Source organism: Bordetella genomosp. 9, from assembly GCF_002261425.1.
GTDB lineage: Bacteria > Pseudomonadota > Gammaproteobacteria > Burkholderiales > Burkholderiaceae_B > Bordetella_C.
Genome location: NZ_NEVJ01000003.1, coordinates 854,694 through 879,156, shown reverse-complemented (window position 1 = coordinate 879,156; position 24,463 = coordinate 854,694). Strand labels below are relative to the sequence as shown.

The following is a 24,463-nucleotide window of genomic DNA, read 5'->3' as shown; positions in this document are numbered from 1 at the left end:
GGCACGCTGAAATCAGCCCGTAACAGCGGCAGGAAGACGGACCGAATCCACCCTTCCTGGCCGCCGCGGCGGGCCGATCTCAGCGCCATCGGCTGTTGCCGGTGGCGAACCGCCTGGCTTTCACGTCACAGGCGAAGTTTGCCGCGCCATACGCAAAGATTGCGGAAAAAGCGCGCGGGTTCGCATATAAATCCCGTCAAAAGCTGGCGCGCAGTCCCACCATGACCGCGCGCCCGCCTTCCGGCGCGATGTCGCGCAAGACGGACGTCGCGTAGCGGATCTCCTGGTTGGTCAGGTTGGTGCCGCGCAGGTAGGCCTGCCATTGCGTCTTGTCGACGCGGAAGCTGTAGGTCAGGTCCGCATCCAGCTTGTAGTAGCCGGCGGTGCTGTCGTCGTTGTCCGGATGGCGATGCTGGGCAAACGCCTTGGTGACGGACACGCCCGCGCCCCAGGCGCCGTGGCTGTAGTCCAGCCCCACTCCCAGCCGCAGCGGCGGGATGCGCGGCAGCGGCTCTCCCGTGTCGCTGTTGCGGGCGTTGGTGTAGTCGCCCGACAGCCGCAGATCCAGCTTGTGCGCGCCTCGGTCCAGGATCCGAAAGGTGCTGTCGGCTTCGACGCCGTAGAAGTCCGCCGGCACCCCGCGATAGACCGCCTGCGACAAGGCATCGTCGGTGCCGCGCGGCACGATGTCGCCATCGTCGTCGGTGAACAGTCCGGTGTTCACTTCGGTGATGTAGTTGCGGAAGTGGCTGTAGAACACGCCGATGCTGCCGTGGTGCGGACCGTTCTTGAACCGCAGGCCCAGGTCGCCGGAGAACGACCGTTCCTTGGTCAGCGAGGGATCGCCGATCAGGTACTGGCCGGTGGCGTCGTGCGGCCCGTTGGCATACAGCTCGTAGAAGGTGGGCGCCCGTTCCGTGTAGGAAGCGTTGGCCGCCAGCGACCAGATGCCGTCCAGCTTGTACACCGCGCCCAGCGCCAGGCTGCCGGCGGTGAAGTCGCGCCTGGATGCGCCGTCGAATTTGTCGACGCCGCCGGCCGATGGCGACAGCCGCGTGTATTCGACGCGGCCGCCCAGGCTCAGGTTCAGCCGGTCCGTCACATCCCACTGTTCGACGTCGAACAGCGCGAAGGAATCGGTGGCGGTGGTCGGCACCAGGCTTTCGTCGCCCAGCGCGGAAAAACGCGTCTGGCTGACCTGCAGGCCGAGCGCGCCATGCAGCGGGCCCAGGTCGCGATGCTGGGCTTCGACGCGGGCCTCGTAGCCGTGGTTCTTGAACACCGTGCCGGTGACGCCGTCATCCACTTCGCGGTGCGTGTAGTCCGTGTACGCGAAGTCGAACTTCAGGCTTTTGAACGGACCGTCCAGATCGTCGACCTTGCCGGTGGCGCCGAAGCGTTCCTGGCGCATCTTCAGGCGGACGCTGTCTTCCGCCACGGAACCGTAGTCGGAGTCGTAGCCGCTGTAGGAAATGCCGGCGTAGCCGCTGTCGCCGGTCCATGCCATGCCCACGCCGCCGCCGTGCACCGAGCCGTCGCTGTTGGGCAGGCGGCCGCGCGGCTGGTCCATGTCCGGATCGTCCTGGGCGCGCAGGGCGGGCGATCGGGCATAGCCCGGGATGCGCAGCTCGTCGGTCTCGCGGCCGAAGCCGTCGGCGCGGATGGCGAACCTGCCGTCGCCGCCTTCGACCTGCACCGCGCCCGAACGGCTGTTGTTGGCGCCACCCCAGTCGCCCTGCAATTGTCCATGGATGCCCTGTACCGGTTCGGTCGGGATGCGGTCGTCGATGACGTTGACCACGCCGCCCACGGCGTTGCCGCCATAGAGCAGGGCCGCCGGTCCGCGGACGATCTCGATGCGGCTGGCGCTCATCGGGTCCAGCGGCACGGCGTGGTCGAAGGACAGCGACGATGCGTCCACCGAGCCCAGGCCGTTGTTCATGATGCGGACGCGATCGCCGTCCATGCCGCGAATGATGGGACGCCCGACCATGGGACCGTAGGTGGTGGTGGACACGCCCGGCAGGCCGTTCAGCGTCTGGCCCAGGGTGTCGGCGCGCCGCAGGTCCAGGCCGGTGCCTTCCAGGACGGTGGTCGGCGCGGCGATCTCGGCGCTGCCCAGCGGGTTGCCGGTCGTGATCACGGTGGGGAGCGTGACCGTGGGCGGTTGCGCGCTGGCGCCGGCCGCGGGCGTGTTGGCATCCTGGGCGCGTGCCGCCGGCGCGGCGCAAATGGCCAGCGTGGCGCTCAGCGACAACGCGAGCGGGAAGGCGTGGGAGTGTTGAGACATGTTTTTTTCACAGGCAAAAAGAGGTCGTGCCGGACCGGGGAACGGTCAGGTGGAAGCGATATGGGCAGGTGTGGCGGCCGGGGACTCGACGCCCAGGCGGGGCCGCCCAGGCGGGGCCGCCCAGGCGGGGCCGCCCAGGCCGGCCCGAGGAGGCCGGCCGGCGCAGATCGGCTGGCGCAGATCGGGCCGCGCCGGCTTGGCGTCAGGCGTCGACGCCGGGTTCACGCCCCGGTGGCGCGCGCGCCAGGATCCATGGCGCTTCGACCGCCAGGCGCATGGCCAGCGGCAGAGGGCTGGGGGAATCCGCCGGCGCCGGCGGATCGCCGGTGAACGCCACGCTGGGCAGGACGTGATCCAGGAATTGCCATTCATCGCACACATGGCAATGCGCCGCGGCGCCATGCTGATCGCCCTGCGTGGCGGCGGCTTCCGGGCCGGATTCCCGTGCAGGCGTCGCGACGACTGCGCCCGCGCGCGGCGCGAGGTGCGACATCGCATGCAAGGTCGCGCCCACGGGCGCGACGATCACCGTCAGCCATAGCCAAAGCAAGGCGGCGACACGCACGGTCGGACGCCTTGCTGATGACATGAACGGACTGTGCGCCTGCGGCAACTGCTTTCCCCGGATGATTTGGAAGAGGGGGCTTGTACCGCCCGCGATGCTTTTTCGCTCTCTTATGTAATGATATATTATTTCATATCAGATACGGGAGAATTCTGAAGTACTCCTTGCGTGCGACACGGCCCGCCGGTATGGTGCGAGCCCATGATCGTGCGCCCCAAAACCGGTTGGTTCCGTATGTTGTTCGCCTGGGAAAACTCGGTGCAGAACACCATCCTGGTCCCCTTGGCCATCATCTTCGCGCTATCGCTGGCCGCCCTGTGGGGTTACCGAAGCAGCGACGCCTTCCTCTTTTCATTGAGTCCGGTGCCGTTTTCCCTGATCGGCGTGGCGCTGGCGATCTTCGCCAGCTTTCGCAACAGCGCCTGCTACGAACGGTATTGGGAAGGCCGCAAGCAGTGGGGAACGCTGACGTCGACCACGCGCGACCTGGCGCGCTTTGCCGTCACGGTTCCCGGGTCAGGCGATACCCGGGCGGCGGCCAATACGCGGGCAGACGCCGGCGGCGCATCCCAGGACGCCCGGCAGGTCGTGGCGCTGCTTACCGCTTTCGTGCAGGTTCTCAAGCATCAGCTGCGCGATTCGGACCCCGAGCAAGACCTGCGCGCGCTGCTCGGTGAAACCGAAGTCCGCGACATCCGGGCCTTGGCCTATCGCCCGCATGGCGTGCTGTTGCTGGTGCAGCAGCGGATCGTCGCCTGGCATCAGGAAGGGCGCATCGGTGACGTCCTGCTGGCCTGGGCGCTGGCGCATCTGGATACGCTGACCCAGGCGTCCGGCGCCTGCGAGCGCATCCGGACCACGCCGGTGCCGTATCCCTACGAAGTCCTGTTGCACCGGACCACGTATTTCTATTGCGTGCTGCTGCCCCTGGGACTGGTGGAAAGCGTGGGCTGGGCGACGCCGGTCATCGCGGTGTTCATCTCCTACGCATTCATGGCGCTGCACACCATCGCCGGCGAGCTGGAAGATCCCTTCGGGCAGGACGCCAACGACCTGCCGCTGGACGCCCTCGCCATCCACATCGAGCGTTCGCTGAGGGAAACCTTGGGCGACACCGATCTGCGGCCCGTGCCAGTTCCCGACGCGCGCTATCGGCTGGACTAGACGTCGCTTCCCGGATCAGTCCTCAGGCCACGATACGGCGGTCGATCATCGCCTGAACCACAGCACCGAAAGGATGCAGGCCACGGCCAGCAGCACGCCGGCCGCCGCCGCGAGCAGGGCGCTGATCTCGGTGTCGCGCCGCTCCAGCGAAAACCGCGTGCTCAGCTTGCTGTAGACCTGGCTCAAGTCGGCGGCCGAGCCCGCCTGGAAATATTCGCCGCCGGTCAGCTTCGCCACGGCCCGCAAGGTGGTCTCGTCCAATTGCATGAAATACGACCAGCCTTCACCGCCGACGGTCGCGCCTTGCTGCGTGCCGAAGCCCACCGTGTAGATGCGGACGCCGCGCTTGGCGGCCATGCGGGCGATTTCCATCGGATCGGGGCCGGTCGTGCGGCGGCCATCGCTGAGCAGGATGATCGCACCGTTGCGGTATGAGCCGGGCTCCCGGGGCGGGCGCTCCTGTTCGCGCTTGAGCGCATCGTTGGCCGCATCGGCGTTGCCCAACGGCGCCGCGAGGGGGCCGAAACGCGACGCCGGATCGTTCAGCAGCAAGGCATCGAACTCCGTGCGGTCATCGGGAAACAAGGTGGCCAGCGCCACGATCAGGCCGCTGCCGGTGGCCGTGCCGCGTTGCAGTTCGAAGCGGTCGATGGCATCGAGCATGTCCTGGCGATTGTCGGTGGGCGGCTGCACCACGGTGGCCGCCGCGGCGAAAGCGACGATACCCAGGCGGACGCTGGCCGGCAGCTCCTTGATGAAATTGCGCGCGGCCTCCTGTGCGGCGATCAGCCGTGTCGGCTGCACGTCCGCGGCTTCCATGCTGCGCGACACGTCCATGGTCAGCACCAGCGTCAGCGTATCGGCGGGCAGCGTGACGGTGGCGGCGGGACGGGCGCATGCCAGCAGCGCGGCGCCCAGCGCCAGCCAGAAAAGAAAAGGAGGGACGTGTCTTCGCAGCCGCTGGCCAGGCCCCATTGCGGTGCGCGCGAGCGCCAGGTTGGGGTAGATCACGGCGGCTTTTTTGCGTCGCGCCAGTACATAAAAGTAAGCGGCGGCGAGCAAAGGCAGCACCAATAGCAGCCAGAGCAATTCGGGCCAGAGAAACCTCATGCAGTTCTCCTTGGCGCATGGATGCGACGATGGTACTGTACCTCCACGACGAGGCGGAATTCCGGTGGCAACGATGAAAAGGGTTGCGATATACGGATGGGTAGCGGCGGCGGTCGCGGTGGTTTTCGTGGCCGGCCTCGGCACAGCCTGGCTGATGCAACCCAAGCTTCGTCCGCTGACTCAGAAGGACATCGATGCCGCTGTCCTGCACACCCTGGAAACCAAGAGCCTGCCGTCGCGCACCGCGCGCGCCGCCGAAGCGGTGCGGCCGTCGGTGGTGGAGATCATCGGCTATCCGCAGCTCGACGAGAAAACCGGCGCCGCGCCGACCGACAAATCGGCGGACGCCGGCAAGCCTCCGGGCCAGGACGCGAACAAGCCGGACGCGGGCAAACCCGGGGCCGGCACGCCGGACGGCAGCAAGCCGGAACCGAACGGCCCGGGTGCGAATGCGCCTGGAGCGAACGGCCCGGACGCCGGCAACGGCCCGCGCGCGGACGCGACCCCGCCGGGCGCCGCGCCGCAAGGCGACAAGCCGGGCGCCGATAAGCCGGGCACCGACAAGCCCGGCAACAAGGACGACCCGGGAGACAAGGACGAAGCCGTCAACATCGGCTCCGGCGTGGTCATCACCGACCAGGGCGTCATCCTGACCAACTTCCACGTCATCGCGGGCGCCCGCCGCCTCAAGGTGCGCTTCTACGACGGCCACGAATCGGAAGCCACGGTCGTCGGCGCCCAGCCCGAGAAGGACCTGGCCGTCATCCGCGCGGCATCGCTGCCGGACGACCTGCCGGCCGCCACGCTGGGCTCCAGCCGCAATCTCGCGCCCGGCGACGAAGTCGTCGCCGTCGGTTTTCCTTTCGGCATCGGCCCGTCGGTGTCGTCCGGCGTGGTGTCGGGCCTGAATCGCCAGTTCGTGTCCCCGGAGAGCAAGCAGGATCTCGATCATCTCATCCAGTTCGACGCGGCCGCCAATCCCGGTAACTCCGGCGGTCCGCTGGTGAACATGGACGGCGAGGTGGTCGGCATCGTGACGGCCATCCTGAACCCCACGAACAGCAAGACTTTCCTCGGCATCGGCTTTGCCACCACAATCGAAAGCGCGGGCACGGCCGTGGGCATTTCTCCCTTCTGAACGCGGAGGCGTATGAACGACCTACCCATGGGCGCGGTGGACAGCGCCAACCTGATGGAACGCCTGCTGTATGAGGTCAAGCGCGTGGTGGTCGGCCAGGACCACTTCCTGGAGCGGGTGCTGGTCGCCATCCTGGCGCGCGGGCATCTGCTGGTGGAAGGCGTGCCGGGCCTGGCGAAGACCCTGACGGTCAATACGCTGGCGCGCACCATGCGCGGCTCCTTCAAGCGCATTCAGTTCACACCGGACCTGCTGCCCGCGGACCTGGTGGGCACGCGCATGTACAACCAGCGCACCGGCGAGTTTTCCACCGTGCTGGGACCGGTGTTCGCCAACCTGCTGCTGGCCGACGAGATCAACCGCGCGCCGGCCAAGGTGCAGAGCGCGCTGCTGGAAGTCATGCAGGAAAGACAGGTGACGATCGCCGGCGAGACGCATCCGGTGCCCACGCCGTTCCTGGTGATGGCCACGCAGAATCCCATCGAGACCGAAGGCACGTATCCTTTGCCCGAAGCGCAGATCGACCGCTTCATGATGAAGGTGCTGGTCGGCTATCCGACGGAAGAGGAAGAAGTCGTCATCGTCAACCGTTTCACCGGGGCGTCGATCGGCGTGAACCCCGTCGCGACGCCGGCGCAACTGGCGCGGCTGCAAGAGGAATGCCGCCGCGTGTACGTCGATCCCGGGCTGATCCAGTACGCGGTGCGCGTGGTGGCGGCCACGCGCTCGCCGGGACGCTTCGGCCTTGCCGACATGGACCGCTACGTCTCGTTCGGCGCGAGCCCGCGCGCCAGCATCGGCCTGATCGAAGGCGCGCGTGCGCTGGCGTTCCTGCGCGGCCGCGATTACGCCTTGCCCGAGGACGTCATCGACCTGGTGCCCGACGTGCTGCGCCATCGCCTGGTGCTGTCGTACGAAGCGCTCTCCGATGGCGTGACCGCCGACCAGCTTATCGTTCGTATCCTGCAGGCCATGCCGGCGCCCGAGCGCCCCTTGGAATCCCATGTTCGGGTGGCGGAAGCCTAGCCGGCGCGCCCGCGGCGCCGATGGCGCGGCGTCGGATGCGCCGGGGGACGGCGCGTCCGGCGGCGTCCCGGGCGATGGCGCGGCCGCCATTCGCACGCGGCGCGCCGACGCGCTGGTGCGGCGCCTGGAATGGACGGTCATCCGCCGCCTGGACGGCCTGCTGCAAGGCGATTACCGCACGCTGTTCCGCGGCTTCGGCATCGACTTCGCCGATCTGCGCGAATACCAGCCCGGCGACGACGTGCGCTACATCGACTGGAACGTCACGGCGCGGCTGCAGACGCCGCATGTACGCGAATTCCAGGAAGATCGCGAGATCGCCGCCTGGTTCCTGCTGGACCTGAGCGGGTCGGTGGATTTCGGGTCCGGCGACATACGCAAGCGTGCCTTGCTGGGCGATTTCACGGCGGTCATGGCGCGCCTGTTGACCCGCCATGGCAATCGCGTGGGCGCCTTGCTGTATTCCGGCGCGCAGGGCGCGCGGCCCGCAGTCGTACCGGCCCGGGCCGGCCGGCGCCATCTGCTGCACGTGCTGGACTGCATGCATGCGGCGCCTGCGGCGCCCGCGTCGGCACGGGGCGAGACGCGCCTGGGCGATCTGCTGGACCATGCGCGCGGCGTCGTCAGCCGGCGTTCCGCGGTTTTCGTGGTGTCCGATTTCATCAGCGCGCCCGGTTGGGAAACATCGCTGGGATTGCTCGCGCGGCAGCACGACGTGGTCGCGGTGCGCCTGGTCGATCCGCTGGAATCGGCCTTGCCCGATCTGGGGCTCGTGGTCCTGCAGGACGCCGAGACCGGCGAGCAGCTGCTGGTCGACACCCACGATGCGTCGTTTCGCAAGCGCTTCGTCGAAGCGGCGGCGGCACGGGAGGCACAGCTGCGCGATGCCTTCGCGCGTGCCGGCGTGGCCTGCCTGTCGCTGGCGACCGACGAGCGATTGGACCTGGCCTTGCTGAAGTTCGCGCAGCAGCGGCGCCGCCCGGGTGGCGACGCGAAGGGCGCGGACGCGCCGGTGGCCGAAGTGGCCGGCGTCGCGCCGGCCCGTTCCCAGGAGCATCTGCGCGCAGTCCTGATGACGAACAGCGGCGCGCCCAAGGGGGCCGCCGACAGGCGCGCGGGCGCGGCGCGGCGTCAGCCTTGATACGGTCGTAAGCAGCCATGAATGCCATGCCTACCGTCAGCTTCCTGTGGCCCCGCATGCTGTGGCTGCTGGTGCTCGTTCCGATACTGCTGCTGCTTTACGTGTGGCATGACAGGCGGCGGCTGCGCGCGGCGGCGCGCTATCCGGCATTGAAGATCACCGGGCTGCGGGTGCAGGGCGGCGCGGGCTGGCGACGGCATTTCCCCGCCGCGCTGATCCTGCTCGCGGTGACCGCGCTATTGCTGGCGGTGGCGCGTCCGCAGGCGCTGATGATGTTGCCGTCGCGGCTGCAGACCATCATCCTGGCCATGGATGCGTCGGGCAGCATGCGGGCGGAAGATATCAAGCCCAATCGCATCCAGGCGGCGCGGCAGGCGGCCAAGCTGTTCGTGCAGGCGCAGCCGGCTGATGTCAGCATCGGCGTGGTCGCCGTGGCCGGTACGGCTTCCGTGGCGCAGGCGCCCAGCCGCCGCAAGGAAGATGTCGCCGCCGCGCTGGACCGCCTGCAGCCGCAGCGCGGCACGGCGCTGGGCAACGGCTTGATCATCGCGCTGGTTACGCTGCTGCCCAAGGCGGGCATCGATGTCGATCGCTTCATGAACGAGAGCATGAAGGAAGACAAGGCCAAGCCGCCGCGACGGTCGGAAGGGGCGCGCGCCGCGCCGCGCGGCCCGGCGGACCAGGCGTCGAATGGACTGGGACTGCCGCGGGAAAGTCCGCCGTCGGCGTCGACGCCCGACAACGCCGGCGCCATCGTGCTGCTGTCGGATGGCGAAAGCAATACCGGTCCCGAAGCCATCCAGGCCGCGCAGGTGGCCGCCGCGCACGGCGTGCGTATCTACACGGTGGGCATCGGCACGCCGGACGGCGTGGTCATCACCGTGGACGGCTGGTCGTCGCGCGTGCGGCTGGACGAAGCGGTCCTGAAGAAAGTCGCCGATACGACTGGCGGCGAATACTTCCGCGCGGAAGACGCGGAAGGCTTGAAGAAGGTCTACAGCATCCTCAGCGCGCGCCTGGCCTTCGACAAGCAGGACATGGTCGAAATCACGGCCCTGTTCGCCGCCCTGGGCGCGCTGCTCGCCGCTTGCGCGGGGCTGGTGTCGCTCTGGTGGTTCGGGCGCGTGCTGTAGCCTCGGGCGCTTCCTTCATGCGTGGCATCGCGCCGTGCTGCGCGGCGCGCATTTCAAAACGCTTTGCCGCGGATTAACACCCGCCGTTCGCGTCGCTGGATATCCTGATGCCGTGATGCGTCCGGATCGAAGGGGATGCGGGTGGGGACTTGGGTATATGGAATAGACCGGCTGCGCGGGCGACGCTTGCGCGCGCCGGTGTGGCTTGGCGCAGCGCTGCTTTTAACAACTGCGTCTGCATCGGCACAACGGCCGCTGCGCCATGATGAAATCCCGCTGGGCGAGTCCCCCGGGATCGTATCCATAGAACAGCTCGATCCCAACTTCGGGTGGTGGCATACATGCTCGGGCTCGGTGGTCTGGCAAAGCACGGACAAGCAGAATCCATCACTGACGCATGACTATATCTTGACGGCCTACCACTGCGTCTCCGGCTCCGTGCCGATTGCTGCGTCGGACGACAAGTGCCTCGATGCGACGACGAATTCCCATATCAAGGACTTTCGCATCCTCTATTTGAACGATACGCGGCAACAGAGCGTGGCGATTTCTCGGATTTGCAGGCAACCGGATACATCGGCTGGATATGGCGGCGACGTGCTGATGATGATGACCGAAGCCAAGGCGGCGCGCACCGAGCCGTCGGAGTTGCTTCCAATAGCGCGTGTGGACTTGAACCCCGGCAAGGACGCCGAAAATACCTGGCTGTATGGATATGGGGGTTCGGCAACACGTAGGGATCCATACCCGCTGACGAGAGGCGTGGTTGCCTTCTCGTCCATGGGCAGGGTTGTGGACGGCGAGGGCGGTGCAGGGGTCCGGTTGATCGGGCCGCCAGTCACGTCAATGCTGTCCGGCGCGTCGGGCGGGCCGCTTGTATACCGCAGCAGATATCTGCTCGGTGTTCAATCCACCTCCACCGTTGAGGAGTCTGCCCTGGGAAAATCCACGCCAGGCGTACTCGTCACATCGCTCGCAGATCCCCTGTGGGTGCAGAGGATCACTTCCAGCGTTCTGATTACGGCCCCGGTGCCAGGAACCTATTTGTTCGCCGGCAAGCCGGCCATCCTGAACGTAAAGGGCAAGGGACCGCCCGGCGCTTTTATTACGGCGTGGTTGGGCGATCTCGATTGCTATGGACCGGACGGTGCAAATATACCGGTCGGTCCGCAGGGAGACTGGGCCTGCCAGATATCGACCGATTTCATGCCGGGGCCGCAGACGCCGGATTCAGAAGGCGAACTCACGGCCGCGATAGTCCCCGATGCGGGCCAGGAGATCGTCGCGGCAGACTGGGTGTTTCTTCCCTATGGCGACGTGGGTGCCGTGAAATTTACGGCACCGACTACGACATCAGGAAACTACCATCGAGACGGTACGCACCTTGTACTGGACAAGTTTTCTGTCCTTGGATCGGGCTCGGCAGAGTCGATCATCGATATCGGTACAAGCTTGGCAGACGCGCTGTCGCAATCGACGTCCATCTGTAGCTGGGTTGAGCCAGACGGCTTGTGGAAATGGGTGTGTCCGCTCCCTGTTGCCCGCGATGGCCAAGCGTATAGACTGACAGCCGTGCAACGGTTGCCGGACGATACAGCCGAGGGGGTGAGCAATCGCACCGCGCAAGCCGGGTATAGCGCGTATGGGGGGCCGGTTGCGCCGATCAGCATTCTTTCTCCGCACGATCACGACAGCGTGTCGGAGCGATTCATGACGCAGCTTGTGGGGCAGTCCGGAGCCGATAGCCAGGCGGAGTTGTCGGATTCGATCTTTGCTCACGTGGACGTACAAGATCCCTCGTCCCGGAGCATAGCGATGTACGTCGTGGAACCCACGCCGTTATGGGCGAGCCAATTTACAAATGGCGAGCGGACCGGCCTTCACCAGATACATATCGATCTTCAAGCAGGGACAGAGTTTGCCGTTTCCGCGCCACGCGACAAGGATGACGGCGCCTATCATCCCGAAGATACCGTGCACGTGTCCGGGACCGGATCGCCAGGGTTCACGGTTTCCATAAGCGAGATCACGAAGGACGGCGCGTCTTATTCCGGAGACTACACCTGCAAGATCGATGTGAAGCCGGACGCTTCATGGCAGTGTCCGGATTTCACCGACAAAACGCCCGGCACCTATGTGATGACGGTGAAACTGCTTGCTCCGACGGATCCCCCCGAGTGGGTAGATACGATCACCCGCACCTTCGAAATCGGCGAACCCGTGGACGTGAGCAACCTGCAGGACGGGGACGTGAAGGAAAAGGGGTTGTTCGTGGCGCAAGGCCCCGGGGAGCCGGGCGCGACATTGAAGATCACGGATCAGGGATCGACGCTGACGCAATCGCGGTCGGTGCTGGCCAACGACGCCGCGCTGTGTACCAGCGGCGACGTGACGGTGAACGCCACCGGCTACTGGCGCTGCAGCGTGTTGGCGACGGAGGAAGGCGAGCGCACGTTGACCGTGAAGGAGTACATCGACGGCCGTTACTTCAACACGGTATCCCGGCAGTACAGCGTGACGGACGACGACAACAATAAGAATAAGGATAAGGACAACATCGACGACCCGAAGGACGGCGGTACGACCGGCGGCGGATCGGGGGGCGGCGGTGGCGGTGGTGGTGGCGGAGGAGGGGGCGGCGGCGGAGGTGGCGGCGGCGGAGGCAACGGCGGCAACAACGTGCACTTCGGTGGACACCAGGGTGGCGGCGGCGGTGGCAATTCCGGCGGCGATACGTCGCATCTCTGGCCGCCGGGCTTCGACCTGAAGAACGGCAATCCGGCGGGCCGCGGCGGCGGCGGGCCGGACGGTGGTATCGATATTCCGATCAGTCCAAGCACCGGCGCGTGGCGCTCGCCCTGGCTGCCGTTTCCCCCGGGCGGCCAGTACACGGTGAACGCGCAGATCTATCGCCAGGGCAAGCCGGTGGGCGAGCCGGTGACGCGGCATTTCTACGTGGCGGTGGAGATCGAGCAGAACGCGCAGCAGCTGGCCCTGGTGCTGCACCAGTCGCGCGCGATCGTGGGCAGGGGCTTTCCCGGCGCGCAAGTGATAGTGAAGCGCGGGAGCAATACCTTGTGCACGGTGGATCCGGTGCCCATCACGGGCGACTGGTCGTGTGGGCAGTATCCGACCGATCAGCTGGGTACTTACGCGGTGACGGTGACCCACACGCTCTCGGGGGTACCGACCAGTTCGAACGCGGTGCAGGTGACGGTGGGCACCCCGGCGGCGGTGATCCAGGTGCCCGCGGAATACGCGAACGTGACCAGTGGGACCTATGTAGTCTCGGGCACCGGAGAGCCGGGGGCGACGGTGCTGCTGGACAGCACGCAGGCGCCGGCCGGCGCGGCCGGGCTGCTGCAATGGACGTTGCAGGTGCAGGCGGATGGCACATGGCAGTCGCCGCAACTGGTGCCGGTGGCCGGGGCCTATACGGCGACGGCCACCCAATACATCGACCAGGTGGCGCAGGCGCAGCCGACCACGCGCGACTACACCGTGGCTCTGGCGCCGACGCAGGTGGGACTGCCCACGCCGAACGCCTCGGTGCCGACGGGATTGCTGACGGTGCAGGGCAGCGCGCAGCCGCTGGCGACGTTGTCGCTGGTCGATTGCAATGGCGGCACCTTGCCCGATTGCACCGGAGGCTTCGCGATCAAGCGCACGCTGCAGGCGGACGGAAGCGGCCAGTGGTCCACGCAATATCTGTCGGTGCCGGGCGGTCACGACGTGACGGTGCAGGCGTCCACGGCCGGCATCCAGGCCGGCGCGCCAGGGACCGTGAGCTACACCGCGCAAGGCAGCGCGGTGGCTGTGTCGATCGCCACGCCGCAGGGCGGCCAGCAGATCCTCGATTCCTCGTACACGATAGCCGGCGGCGGACAGCCAGGTACATACGTCACCGTGTCGGGAGCGGGCTTGCCCACGCATGCCAACATCCCGGTGGACGGCAAGGGAGCCTGGTCCACGACGTACATCTCGCAGGCGGGCAGCTATACGGCGACAGCCACGCAGGCCGGTCCCGACGGCGGGCCGGCCTGGCGCAGCAGCTATCCCGTGAGCTATACGGTCACCGCCGTGGCGGCGCCGACCAATGTCAGCATCCTGGAGCCGGCGCCCGGCGCGACCGTGGGCGCGTACTCGCCGGTCGGCGGCGGTGGTCAGCCGGGCGCGGTGGTGACGTTGACGGGGCCGGCCAGCAACGCCTGCTACACGACGGTGACGCCGCAGGGCACGTGGCAATGCGGCCCGTATACCTTGGCGTCCGGGGCCTACTCGGTGACGGCCACCCAATGGATCGGGGGCCAGATCGCGGGCCCGTCGGTGCAGCGCGACTACGCGGTGGCCGCGCCGGCGGCGCCCGTGCTCATCACCCAGCCGACGGCGGGCCAGGCCATCAGCGACCTGGTGTACACGATCGCGGGCACGGCGGCGGTGGGCGCCAGCGTCACGGTGCGCGGCCTGGGCCTGCCGGACGTGGGCCCGATCGCCGTGCGACCCGATGGCACGTGGTCCGCCGTGTACCTGGCCCGGCGCGGCAGCTATACGGTGATCGCCAAGGAATCGATAGCGGGCGACGTCGTCGGCCGCAGCGATCCGCTCAGCTATACCGTCAGCGTCGATGCGTCGGCGCTCACGATCGCATCGCCGTGGGAGAACCAGGTCATCGATCAATCCCCGTACGCGATCAGCGGGCAGGGGCAGGCCGGTGCGACCGTCACGTTGAGCGATCCCAGGGGCGGCTCGCCATGCCAGGTGACGGTGCCCGCGAGCGGGCTATGGTCCTGCAGTCCCTACGATACGGGGCCGGGCGCCTATTGGGTGCAGGCCACGCAGTCGATGATGGTGGGCAATACGCCACGGCAAGTGGGCGATGGCGTGACGCGGCACTACACCGTGGTGCGGCAGGCGCCGCCCAGTCCTCCGCTGGCGGCCGTGGTGATCGGCATGCCGACCGAGGGCGCCACGGTACAAGTGCCCTACACGGTGTCGGGCACGGCGGAGCCGGGACTGCAGGTCACGGTGACGGGCAACAACGGGCTGCCGCCGCATCCGGACATCGACGTGCGGCCCGACGGCAACTGGTCGACGGTGTACGGCGTGGATACGCCGTGGCAGGGCAGCTACACCATCACGGCGACGCAGTGGCTGAACGGGCAGGCGCAGGGGTCGTCCGATCCGCGTTCGTACCAGGTGCTGCCCGCGCCGGTGGCGATCGTGAGCCCGGCGGGCGGCGCGACGGTGGATGTGCCGTACACGGTCAGCGGCACGGCGCAGGCGGGCACGACGGTGACCTTGAAGGAGGCCAGCGGTTTGCTGCCTACCTATGACCGTATCCCCGTCAACGCGCAAGGCGCGTGGTTCCAGCAGTACGGCAGCGGCACGCCGCCGCGCGGGGATTTCACGCTCACGGCCACGCAGTACGACCCGCGGGGCGCGCAGGTGGGCACGCCATCGGCGCCGGTGTCCTTCCACGTGGGCGGGAACGCGAGCGCGAGCATCGCGCAGCCGCGCGAAGACGCCGTGGTCTATATGCCGTACACGATAGCCGGCGCGGGAACCAGCGGCGATACCGTGCAGGTGGCCGTGTCGGGGCTGTCGCCACGGCAGGCGCTGGTGGACAGTCGCGGACAGTGGTCGCTGCAGTACACGGAGCAGGACGACCCGAATCCCGCGGGTCCACGCACGGCGGTGGCCACGGAGTTCTACGGCTCGCAGCAGGTCGGCCCGCCGACGGACCCGAGGTCGTTCACGCTGGCGACGAGCGCGCCGCCGCCAGCGGTGATCGGCAGTCCACGGGATGGGCAGGAGATTCCATGTTATGGCGGCAATTACTGCCTGTACTACCGGGTCCAGGGCACGGCGACGCCGCATGCGCAAGTGCAGGTCAGCCAGACCGGCGGCTCGGGCGGCCCGGTGACGGTGCAGGTCGACGATAGCGGCAATTGGCAAACGGACGCGATCTTCCAGCCGCCTTATCCGCGGAACGGGCAGAACTGCTATTGGAGTTCCTACGATTGCAGGAGCGATCCCGGCACGGTGACCGTGACGGAGTACTACGGCGGCCGGAAGATCAATGATGCCGCCGTGACGATATACGGCGTGGTCGACACCAAGGTCAAGAGGTGATGCATGGCAGCGTGGCGAAGCTTGGCTGGCGTCGTGATCGCATGGGTGCTGCTGCTCCCGGGGGCTACCGCGGATAGTGCCGCCGCTCCGTCCGGGCCGCAGCCGCGCCAGGAGCGGGCGCCCGCGTTATCCGCGATGCCGCAAAAGTCCAGTCCGCTGCCTGGTCCGGTGTCGCGGGCGGCCACCTACAGCGTCCGATTCGTCAACAATGGTCCGGCGAACATCACGATCGATCATACCGACGACGGCTGCATGCACGACGCCGGCCCGGGTTCGATCTATGTGCCTTCATACGGCTCGACCAGCATCAACCTGGAGGACAGCAATCACTTCCACATCATTCATAACTGCGCCTATCAGCCGAAATGGGTGAAGTGGACGGTACATCCCGACACGGAGAACGGACCGACGGCTCCCTATCCCCTCACGTTCAGGCACGATCTGTTCAAGGTGGGCGTTGCGGCCTGCAACCTGGGATCGTGGTGCACGACGATACAGGGTCCTCAGGGCACGTCGTCCGGCAACGGCCTGGTCACCAGCGCGAATTGCGGTTCCTGGGGTTGCCTGAATGAATGGGTCCCGGAGCTGCTGCCGGGCGCGAGCGATAGCATCACCATCTATTTCGACGGCGGCTACGATGGAACGAAGCAGCCCGCCGTCATCACGTGGCCGGGCCAGCACAGCGCGATCCACGGCGATGATCCTTCCAACGTCGCCATCACCGGCACGGCGTCGCCGCAGACGCAAGTCACCGTAAGCGCCACCGGGCATATCGAATCTCCCTGGGCCGACAAAGGCGGCAATTGGACGACCGACACCGCCTACCACTTCGCCCCCGGCCAGGTGTACTCGGCGACTGTCACCTCGACGGTGGAAGGGACCTATACCGCGACCTTCATCTCCGTTCCGGCCGTGGTCATCAACGGGCCGCCGTCCCCGGTGACCTGGACCAGCGATCCCATCACGGTGACCGGGACCGCGATGCCCGGCGCCACCGTCGTCGTCAGGTCGGATCCGCACGATACCGATGCGCCCACATGTTCCGGCGTCGCGGACCCTTCTGGAAACTGGTCCTGCGGATTGACGGACCTGCTGGCAGGCAACGACTACGATCTCGCGGCCTGGCAGCAAGGCGAGGTGAACGACAACAGTGGGAACTGGAGCTGGCTGGACCCCATGCAGGCGCAATGGCCGCTGCATATCGATCCCATTGCCCTGGCGATCACCAGTCCGCCCAATGCCGGCCATATCGATGGCGACACGCCGCCGAACTGGGCGGTCAGCGGGACGGGAACGCCCGGCGGGCAGGTGACGATAGACACTGCCTACAGCAAGACGCGGCCCGTCACCACGATCATTGGCCAGGACGGCACATGGACGACCGGTTCGGTCTTCCGGTTTCCGCCTCCGACCACCTATAGCGTGCCCGCGTCGCAGATGGTCAACGGCAAGTCAGCCCCGGGCACCAGCACCACTTTCTCCTCCTGGCCCGGCCTGAAGATCAGCTATCCCGCGTTCGGCGCCACGCTGCCGTCGGGCCAGACCAGCCTGCTGATGACCGGCACCGGCATGCCCGCGGCGACCGTGACGCCTGGCACCCTGTCACCGCAGAATGGTGCGAGCCCCTGCGCGTCCGCCACGATCGCCGCGGATGGCTCATGGTCCTGCCTGATCCAGAACCTGACCCCGGCGTCCTACGCCGTGACCGTGCAGCAGTCCTTGGTCGGGCAAAGCGACCCCGCCGTTCCGCTGTCCTTCATGGTCGCGCAACCGCTGGCCATCGACACGCCCAGCCCAGGCCAGTCGTTTCCGCCGCAGACGACGATGGTGCGATTCACGGGGCATGGCCAGCCTGGGGCTTCCGTGAAAGTGGCGGTGCCGGGCGCCGCGCCCTGCGCCATCCAGGTCGTGGGCAGCGACGGTTCCTGGTCGTGCCAGGTGGCGGGCCTGCGCTTCGGGCAGTCATATACCGCCACCGTCACGCAGGGCAGCAGCGATGCGATCCAGGGCGCGGGAAGCTGGATCGACCCGGGCGTGCAGCGCCAATTCTCGATCGCCGATTTCAGTCCCTTGGCCATCGCGGCGCCTGCCGAGAACCAGGTGTACGCGTCCGCGACGGCCGCCATCACGGCGTCCGGAACCGCGCAGCCCGGGACCACCCTGCAGGTCGGCGTCCCCGGCGCCCAGCCGTGCGCGCCGCAGACGATCGGGCCCGCGCCCGGCAACTGGCAGTGCCAGATCGCGGGACTGCAGCCCGGCGGCTCTTATCTGTTGACGGCGACCCAGACCCTGCAGGGCGTGTCGGACGATCCTCAATACGCCGATTTCACGATCGCGACCCCATTGGTGGTGTTGCTGCCGGCGCCGAACCAGGTGCTGCCCGCCGCCGATACCACCGTGGACGTCAGCGGGACGGGGCAGGCCTTTGCCAGTATCGCGGTCACGGCCCCGCCCGCGCAGCCATGCTCCACCACGGCGGACGACAAGGGCAGATGGACGTGCACGGTCATGGGCCTGGCGGCGGGAACATCCTATACGGCGAACAGTGTGCAAAGCGGCCCGGGTTGGCAGGATCCCCCGGTGGGCCGGCCTTTCTCGGTGGCCACGGCGACGGGCATTTCCATCGGCAGCCCGCGCGATCAATCCGTGGTGTCCAGCAACAACCCTGTCGACGGTATCCAGGTGCGCGGGACGGGGCAGAGCGGCGCGGTGGCGAAGGTCGTGGTGGGCAACGATCCGCTGGCGCCGATCGATATCGTCAACGGCGTGTGGGCGACCGATCGGGTACCGCTGGTCAGCTATGGCGCGAACGGCGTCCGCCTGTCGATCACCGCGACCGAGTACGTGGACGACAAGCCCCAGGGCGCGGCCACCGTGACGGTCGACGTGGCGAAGGTGGCGACGGTGGACAAGCCGGGCGACGGCGAGCCCAATGCGCAGATCTTCCTCAAGCTGATGGGCCTGCATGACCTGGGCTTCAGCGTCGTGGAAGGCGACGGCAAGTGGGTGTTCCCCAACCTGATGTCCAGCGGGCCCGGTTGCTACAGCCTGACCGCGACGCAGGTGCTGGATGGCTATCCGCTGGACCAGGCGTCCGTGCAGTATCCCGTCGGAGGCGCGACGTGTCCCAACAGCGCCGTGTTCTATATCGCCTGGCCCATGGCGGATCAGGTCATGGTCGGGCAGTCCTATGTGGTGCGGGGCTACGGCGTTCCCGGTGCGTCCGTGACGCTGACAGGCGGGCCGCAGTGCCAGGCCCAGGTGCAGCCGGACGGGGCGTGGTCCTGCGGTCCCTACCCGGTAGCGGGTGCGGGCAATTACAGCGTGGCTGCGCAGCAGACGCAACCGTCGGGCTCGACCGCGCCGCGCACGTTCACGGTCCTGCAACCCATCGTGATTTCGTCGCCGGCGAACAATACGTTGATGTATTGGACCAACCGTAACCCGCCGCCGCCCACCAGCGTGGCCGGTACCGCCGCGCCAGGCGCGCTGGTGGAGGTCAGCCAGATCGGCGGCAGCGGCGATACGCAATTCGTGACGGCCGCCGCCGATGGCACGTGGACGACGGATGCGGTGTTCCTGCCGCCGTCGCCATTCGATATCGGGGCGGATTGCGGCATTTGGGGCTGCAAGAGCGCACCCGGGACGATACGCGCGCGCCAGATCTATGGCGATGGGCCGCAGGGCGAGACCAGGATAACGATCTTCGGAGAATTCTTCGTGGGGTCGAAGGCGCGATAGCGCTCGCGGCGGCTCTTGCTTGCGTTGCTACCGCCCTCGCTCCGCACCGCCGTTGACCTGGACGATTTGCGCGGTCACGTGGCAGGATGCGGGGGCCGCCAACCAGCCTATGGTGTTGGCGACATCGTCCGGCGTCCCGGCACGCCCGTTCATTGCTTCCGCGAGCTTGGCCGCGCGTTGCGTGCCGGAAAGCGCGTCGCCGAAAAACCCGGTGTCCTCCACGTATCCGGGCGCGACCGCATTGACCGTAATGCGTCGACCAACGCGAGCCTGCGCTCTGTCGTGAGTCGGACCCCAGGTCGAGCCCGGACGGCCTCGCGCGCAGGGGCGGTCGACAAAGCGGCAAACACCGGGACAGGCGGTGCCCAAGAGCGATCTGCCGGCCGCTTTCTTCAGGACCCGATGAGCGCTAGCCTTCCCAGCCAGCGTTCACATGCGGGACGGACCATTGCGAGACCGCCGTCGGCTCGAGCACCGGCTTGCCCAGGAAGGGGGCCGACAGGCAGTAGATGCCGGCGTGCGTCGATTGCCAGATCAGGTTCCGGTCCCATTCGATGAAAACGGCTTCCGTCGTCCCCCGACGCCAGCTCATGTAGTCGTCGATGTCGCCGTCACGCGGCGGCACGAAGTAGGCGACCTCCTTGGGATCTGTGGGATCCGAAATGTCGAAGAGGCGCAGGCCTGCATTGAGATACGACAATGCGACGACATCCGGACGGGCTTTCCCTGGCGCAATCCAGTTCTGCATGACGCGGGAGCTGAAGCGGCCTCGCGCCATCGCGAAGTCCTTATAGGGCGCATCGGGATGCGGCATCGGGCGCGGGAAGAGACCGATGATGCGGGGTCTGGCCGGATCCTTCACGTCGATGACGTAGCTCGTGTGAAACGGCTCGCGGCAGTCGGACTCCAGGGCTTCGGGTATTCCGATGACGAGATTCTGCAGCTGCGGGTAGCGCTGCGGATCGGCCGTCACCGGCACGACGTGATGATAGGGAATCGCGCCGATGGCTTCCAGCGGATGGGTCACCCGGCCATGAACCTTGGGATTGCGTATGTCGGACAGGTCGTGGACGTACATGCCGAAGTGCCCCCATCCGCCATAGCCGACGGTGCCGCCATCCTCGACCCTGGCCGGGACGATGCACGGAGTGCGGTTGCCGGTCCATGAGCACTGGTCGCCGGCGAACGGATAGGTCTCGCGGTAGTACTGCTCTTCGTCGAGCCGCTGCCCGGGAACCCACCAGCGCGAGACTTCCTTCGGCTTGGCGGGGTCGGACATGTCCACGATCATCAAGCCGTTGCTGTACACGCGCTCCGTGCTTTCCATGCGCAGCTGGTCGTCCCAGCCGCAGGACAGATACGCGTACCGGCCGCCGTCATAGAAGGGCAGATGCACGCCGTGGCCGGTGCTGCCTGTTTCGAATTCGCTCAGCAGCCGGGTCTTTTCGGGATTCGTGACGTCGTAGACCCTGATGCCCCGAAAGCCGGGGTTATCGATCGCCGTGCGAGCGTATTCGGTGTGGTATTTCCCATGGGGATATTGCGGTGTGCCCGGCGTCAGCGGCATCTGGTGCGCGGTCACGCGGATCCACTTCTTCAGTTGCTGGTTGTAGACGCAGCTCTGGAAGGTGGGAAGGCCGCCTTCATCGATCACCGTCGCTTTCAGGGGATCCGTGACGTCGACCCAGCCGCCCTGGAAAGCGATGAGGCGGCGCTTTCCCTTTGCCCACATGCATGAGTGTTCGTCACCGAACATCCTCAGCTTGATCGACGGATAATAGGCGAGGACCTCCATGTTGGAGATGTACTGATTTCGGTCGAGATAATTCAATGCACCGGCCGGCAAGCGGAACGGCACGGTGCCGCCACCTGGCATCACGCCTTCCACCCGCCCGCCTTCCACCCGCCCGCCTTCCACCCGGCCGCCTTCGACGGCCGATTTCGAGGCGTGATCATCGTTCGCTGCCATTACCGCTCTCCTGTCCTTCCCGTTTTTCCCGCTCTTCCTGGCCTGTTGCCATCCACCAGCCTCATACCCATTTCATGGACCTGCTCGCGAGCAGGAGACCGCCCGGGCATCAGAGCGGTTGGAAGCCGATATCCTTGACCAGCTTCTCGAAGCGGGCCGTATCGCTCTTGATCAATTCGGCGAACTGCTGGGGGGACTTGATCGTCGGTACCAGACCCAGCGCTTTCAACTTTTCCTGGATGTCCGGCTCGGCAAGTATCTCGTTGATGGCCGTGTTCAGCTTTTCCACGATCTTGGGATCCGTCCCGGCAGGCGCGACGATGCCGTTCCAGCCCGGTACGGAATAGCCCGGCAGGCTGTCGCCGATCGCGGGCAGGTCGGGAAGAAACTTGTCCTTCGCCGTGATGCCCACCAGATGAACCCGGCCGGATTGTATGGACGGAGCGAGGCTGGTGTAGGAAGAGACACCCAGGTCCAGTTGTCCGCTGGCAAGATCCGTGACGATGGGGCCGACATCCTTGTACGAGATGTTCTGCACATCGAAACCATTCTGGTAGGCGATCAGGGCGACCGACAGATGGGGCAGGCCTCCCTGGCTCGGGCTGCCCAGCTTCACCTCGTGCTTGCCTTGCTTGGCCCAGGCGATGACGTCCTTGATGTTCTTCAGCGGCCCGTTCACGTTCGACACGATCGCAAGATAGTTTTCCGCGATCTCGACGACCGGCACGAAGTCCTTCTGCGGGTCGTACATGAGCTTGGTGGTGACGAACGGCGCGAGCGCCAGATTGGTGATCTGTACGACCCCAAGGGTGTACCCGTCCGGCTTCGCCCTTGCGACGCGGTTCAGCCCGATCTGGCCGCTGGCCCCTGCGTGGTTTTCCACGATGACCGGCTGATTGAGTTTCGCGCGCAAACGATCGCCGATCATCCGGGCCATGATGTCGACGGACGCACCCGGGCTATAAGGCACTTCGATCGTGATCGGCCGGCTCGGATAATCGTCGGCCCGCGAGGTTGACGCGAAGCACAACGACATTAGCGCCAGAGAGGAGACAAAGATCCGCCGTTTCATTTCAAGACCCCTTGTGTGATATCTCAGCTTGGTGCGCTGACGTTTTCTGATAACGCGGCGAGCGAACGCTCAAAAACGTCACTCGATATTCTGCGCCTGCTCCCGCATCTGCTCGATCAGCAGCTTCAGATCCATCGCGGCGCGGGTGACGTCGACGCTGCCGGCCTTGGAGCCCAGGGTGTTGGCTTCGCGGTTCATTTCCTGGAACAGGAAATCCAGGCGCTTGCCCGCGCTGCCGCTGCCGCCAGCGCGCTTGCCGGATTTGCCGTCGCCGCTGCCGCCCGCCTTGTCGTCGGCCAGGATGTGGACCAGTTCGGCCAGGTGCGAACGCAGGCGCGAGAGTTCTTCGGCCACGTCGATGCGCATGGCGAACAGGTTCGCTTCCTGCGCCAGGCGTTCGGTCAATTCCGGGCCGCTGATGTGCGTGAAACCGCCAGGGAAGGCCGCTTCCACGGTTTCGCGCAATTTGTTGGCCAGCTTTTCGCGATGGTCGGCCAGCAGTTGCGGCAAGTGCTGTTCGACGTCGTCGACGATTTTCTGTATGCCCGTGGCGCAGTCGCGCATCATCGCGGCCAGGCGTTCGCCTTCGCGGACGCGCGCGTCCTGCAGTTGGGCCAGCGCTTCGCGCGCGGCCTGCATGCCGGCCGCGCCCCAGGCCTGCGGATCCAGCGCGTCGTTGTTGCGCTGGCCGGGCCAGTTGAAGAGCTCGACCAGGCGCGGCGCCTCGGTTTCGGGCAGGATCTGGCGCGCCGCCTGCAGCTGTTCGGCCAGGCGCTGCAGCCAGAGCGGATCCAGGCGATCCAGGTCGGCGGCGGCATTGCGCGTGTAGCTGACGCGCACTTCGACCTTGCCGCGTCCCAGGCTGCCGGTCAACAGTTCGCGCAGCGGCGCTTCCAGGTGGCGCAGGTCGTCCGGCAGCCTGAAATAAAGGTCGAGGAAACGGCTGTTGACGCTGCGGAATTCCAGCGACAGCGAGCCTTGGTCCAGATCGGCGCGGGCGCTGCCGAAGGCAGTCATGCTACGTATCATGTGGGTGCATCCTGAATAGGGCGGTCGCGAAGCGAGCGCATGCCGGCAGAATAACCCGAAGGCGGGGCCGCCCGTACAATCCGGGGCGGCGCCGATACGCCGTTTCGCGATTTTGCATTTTGAGTACCCACCGACTGGAGATATCCGTGACCTCATCCGCCTCTTCCCCGACGCGCCATTCCGGCCGCGCGGCCGATGAACTGCGACCCCTGGCGATGACGCGCGGTTTTACGCGCTATGCCGAAGGATCCGTCCTGATCAAGGCCGGCAATACCCATGTGCTGTGCACGGCCAGCGTGCTGGACAAGGTGCCGCCGTTCCTGAAGGGCCAGGGGCAGGGCTGGGTGACGGCCGAGTACGGCATGCTGCCGCGCGCCACGCACACGCGTGGCGACCGCGAGGCGGCGCGCGGCAAGCAATCCGGCCGCACGCAGGAAATCCAGCGCCTGATCGGCCGCAGCCTGCGCGCCGTGATCGATATGGCGGCGCTGGGCGAGCGCACGCTGCATATCGATTGCGATGTGCTGCAGGCCGACGGCGGCACGCGCTGCGCCAGCATCACCGGCGCCTGGGTGGCGATGGCCGACGCGGTCGGGCTGTTGATGAAGCGCGGCGACCTGGCGGCGAACCCCTTGCGCGATCACGTCGCGGCGGTATCGGTGGGCATGGTGGATGGGCGCCCGGTGCTGGACCTGGACTACGAAGAAGACTCCGGCTGCGATGCCGACGTCAATGTGGTCATGACGGGCGCGGGCGCGTTCGTGGAAGTGCAGGGCACCGCCGAGGGCGTGGCGTTCAGCCGCGCCGAGCTGGACGCGATGCTGGCGCTGGCCGAGCATGGCATCAATGGGCTGGTCCAGGCGCAGAAGCAGGCGCTGGCCTGAAAACGGGCGGTGGCATGTCAAGAAAATGCCACTTCACCGCAACATAATCCTTACCGAATGTTTTTGCCC

Annotated in this window: 15 protein-coding genes; 8 read left to right on the top strand and 7 right to left on the bottom strand. The window is 66.8% G+C overall.

Features of this window, described 5'->3' with window-relative positions; translation table 11 throughout:
* Window positions 1-196: 196 nt before the first annotated feature.
* Complete coding sequence (locus tag CAL26_RS15100) at window positions 197-2,290, bottom strand: TonB-dependent receptor (protein WP_094847698.1); 2,094 nt, start codon at window positions 2,288-2,290, stop codon at window positions 197-199.
* A 202-nt stretch (window positions 2,291-2,492) separates the two neighbouring features.
* Window positions 2,493-2,879: a hypothetical protein gene (locus CAL26_RS15095; RefSeq protein WP_143277439.1), complete on the bottom strand. Its 387-nt coding sequence runs from the start codon at window positions 2,877-2,879 to the stop codon at window positions 2,493-2,495.
* 177 nt (window positions 2,880-3,056) lie between these two features.
* Here CAL26_RS15095 and CAL26_RS15090 point away from each other — a divergent pair, with 177 nt between their 5' ends.
* Window positions 3,057-4,019 carry a bestrophin family protein gene (locus CAL26_RS15090; RefSeq protein WP_094847696.1) on the top strand — a complete coding sequence of 321 codons (963 nt, stop codon included), beginning with the start codon at window positions 3,057-3,059 and terminating at the stop codon, window positions 4,017-4,019.
* Window positions 4,020-4,064: 45 nt separating this feature from the next.
* Here the strand turns inward: CAL26_RS15090 and CAL26_RS15085 are convergent, their stop codons facing one another.
* Window positions 4,065-5,129 (bottom strand): VWA domain-containing protein, encoded by a 1,065-nt coding sequence (locus CAL26_RS15085; RefSeq protein ID WP_094847695.1) that lies wholly within the window; start codon window positions 5,127-5,129, stop codon window positions 4,065-4,067.
* Window positions 5,130-5,202: 73 nt separating this feature from the next.
* On the opposite strand from CAL26_RS15085, the gene CAL26_RS15080 reads away from it, so the two are divergent.
* From CAL26_RS15080 to CAL26_RS15055, 6 genes are all read left to right on the top strand, one after another.
* Window positions 5,203-6,267: a trypsin-like peptidase domain-containing protein gene (locus CAL26_RS15080; RefSeq protein ID WP_094847694.1), complete on the top strand. Its 1,065-nt coding sequence runs from the start codon at window positions 5,203-5,205 to the stop codon at window positions 6,265-6,267.
* Window positions 6,268-6,279: 12 nt separating this feature from the next.
* The gene (locus tag CAL26_RS15075) at window positions 6,280-7,293 is read left to right on the top strand and encodes an AAA family ATPase (protein ID WP_094847693.1); all 1,014 of its coding nucleotides are present in this window, start codon (window positions 6,280-6,282) and stop codon (window positions 7,291-7,293) included.
* Complete coding sequence (locus CAL26_RS15070; protein ID WP_094847692.1) at window positions 7,271-8,434, top strand: DUF58 domain-containing protein; 1,164 nt, start codon at window positions 7,271-7,273, stop codon at window positions 8,432-8,434. Before CAL26_RS15075 ends, CAL26_RS15070 begins: the two co-directional genes overlap by 23 nt.
* A gap of 26 nt (window positions 8,435-8,460) precedes the next feature.
* Window positions 8,461-9,567: a vWA domain-containing protein gene (locus tag CAL26_RS15065; RefSeq protein ID WP_256988449.1), complete on the top strand. Its 1,107-nt coding sequence runs from the start codon at window positions 8,461-8,463 to the stop codon at window positions 9,565-9,567.
* Between the two features lie 1,980 nt (window positions 9,568-11,547).
* Complete coding sequence (locus CAL26_RS28660) at window positions 11,548-15,699, top strand: hypothetical protein (protein WP_306437099.1); 4,152 nt, start codon at window positions 11,548-11,550, stop codon at window positions 15,697-15,699.
* 135 nt (window positions 15,700-15,834) lie between these two features.
* The gene (locus CAL26_RS15055; RefSeq protein WP_094847689.1) at window positions 15,835-19,440 is read left to right on the top strand and encodes a hypothetical protein; all 3,606 of its coding nucleotides are present in this window, start codon (window positions 15,835-15,837) and stop codon (window positions 19,438-19,440) included.
* Window positions 19,441-19,467: 27 nt separating this feature from the next.
* Here CAL26_RS15055 and CAL26_RS15050 read toward each other — a convergent pair whose 3' ends face one another.
* The 4 genes from CAL26_RS15050 to CAL26_RS15035 all read right to left on the bottom strand — a co-directional run bounded on the left by CAL26_RS15050 (window position 19,468) and on the right by CAL26_RS15035 (window position 23,510).
* The gene (locus tag CAL26_RS15050; RefSeq protein ID WP_256988447.1) at window positions 19,468-19,809 is read right to left on the bottom strand and encodes an SDR family oxidoreductase; all 342 of its coding nucleotides are present in this window, start codon (window positions 19,807-19,809) and stop codon (window positions 19,468-19,470) included.
* A gap of 40 nt (window positions 19,810-19,849) precedes the next feature.
* Window positions 19,850-21,409: an LVIVD repeat-containing protein gene (locus CAL26_RS15045; protein ID WP_094847687.1), complete on the bottom strand. Its 1,560-nt coding sequence runs from the start codon at window positions 21,407-21,409 to the stop codon at window positions 19,850-19,852.
* A gap of 109 nt (window positions 21,410-21,518) precedes the next feature.
* Window positions 21,519-22,481, bottom strand: a complete 963-nt coding sequence (locus CAL26_RS15040; RefSeq protein WP_094847686.1) for a Bug family tripartite tricarboxylate transporter substrate binding protein — start codon at window positions 22,479-22,481, stop codon at window positions 21,519-21,521.
* Window positions 22,482-22,559: 78 nt separating this feature from the next.
* The gene (locus CAL26_RS15035) at window positions 22,560-23,510 is read right to left on the bottom strand and encodes a YicC family protein (protein WP_094847685.1); all 951 of its coding nucleotides are present in this window, start codon (window positions 23,508-23,510) and stop codon (window positions 22,560-22,562) included.
* Window positions 23,511-23,656: 146 nt separating this feature from the next.
* On the opposite strand from CAL26_RS15035, the gene rph reads away from it, so the two are divergent.
* The gene (gene rph / locus CAL26_RS15030; protein WP_094847684.1) at window positions 23,657-24,394 is read left to right on the top strand and encodes a ribonuclease PH; all 738 of its coding nucleotides are present in this window, start codon (window positions 23,657-23,659) and stop codon (window positions 24,392-24,394) included.
* Window positions 24,395-24,463: the final 69 nt, after the last annotated feature.

Bases quoted from the DNA above. Each gene is read 5' to 3' on its own strand.
- CAL26_RS15085 (WP_094847695.1), bottom strand. From the start codon at position 5,129: ATGAGGTTTCTCTGGCCCGAATTGCTCTGGCTGCTATTGGTGCTGCCT.
- CAL26_RS15080 (WP_094847694.1), top strand. From the start codon at position 5,203: ATGAAAAGGGTTGCGATATACGGATGGGTAGCGGCGGCGGTCGCGGTG.
- CAL26_RS15040 (WP_094847686.1), bottom strand. From the start codon at position 22,481: ATGAAACGGCGGATCTTTGTCTCCTCTCTGGCGCTAATGTCGTTGTGC.
- CAL26_RS15070 (WP_094847692.1), top strand. From the start codon at position 7,271: ATGTTCGGGTGGCGGAAGCCTAGCCGGCGCGCCCGCGGCGCCGATGGC.
- CAL26_RS15035 (WP_094847685.1), bottom strand. From the start codon at position 23,510: ATGATACGTAGCATGACTGCCTTCGGCAGCGCCCGCGCCGATCTGGAC.
- CAL26_RS15045 (WP_094847687.1), bottom strand. From the start codon at position 21,409: ATGGCAGCGAACGATGATCACGCCTCGAAATCGGCCGTCGAAGGCGGC.
- CAL26_RS15095 (WP_143277439.1), bottom strand. From the start codon at position 2,879: ATGTCATCAGCAAGGCGTCCGACCGTGCGTGTCGCCGCCTTGCTTTGG.
- CAL26_RS15090 (WP_094847696.1), top strand. From the start codon at position 3,057: ATGATCGTGCGCCCCAAAACCGGTTGGTTCCGTATGTTGTTCGCCTGG.
- CAL26_RS15065 (WP_256988449.1), top strand. From the start codon at position 8,461: ATGCCTACCGTCAGCTTCCTGTGGCCCCGCATGCTGTGGCTGCTGGTG.
- CAL26_RS15055 (WP_094847689.1), top strand. From the start codon at position 15,835: ATGCCGCAAAAGTCCAGTCCGCTGCCTGGTCCGGTGTCGCGGGCGGCC.
- CAL26_RS15075 (WP_094847693.1), top strand. From the start codon at position 6,280: ATGAACGACCTACCCATGGGCGCGGTGGACAGCGCCAACCTGATGGAA.
- CAL26_RS15100 (WP_094847698.1), bottom strand. From the start codon at position 2,290: ATGTCTCAACACTCCCACGCCTTCCCGCTCGCGTTGTCGCTGAGCGCC.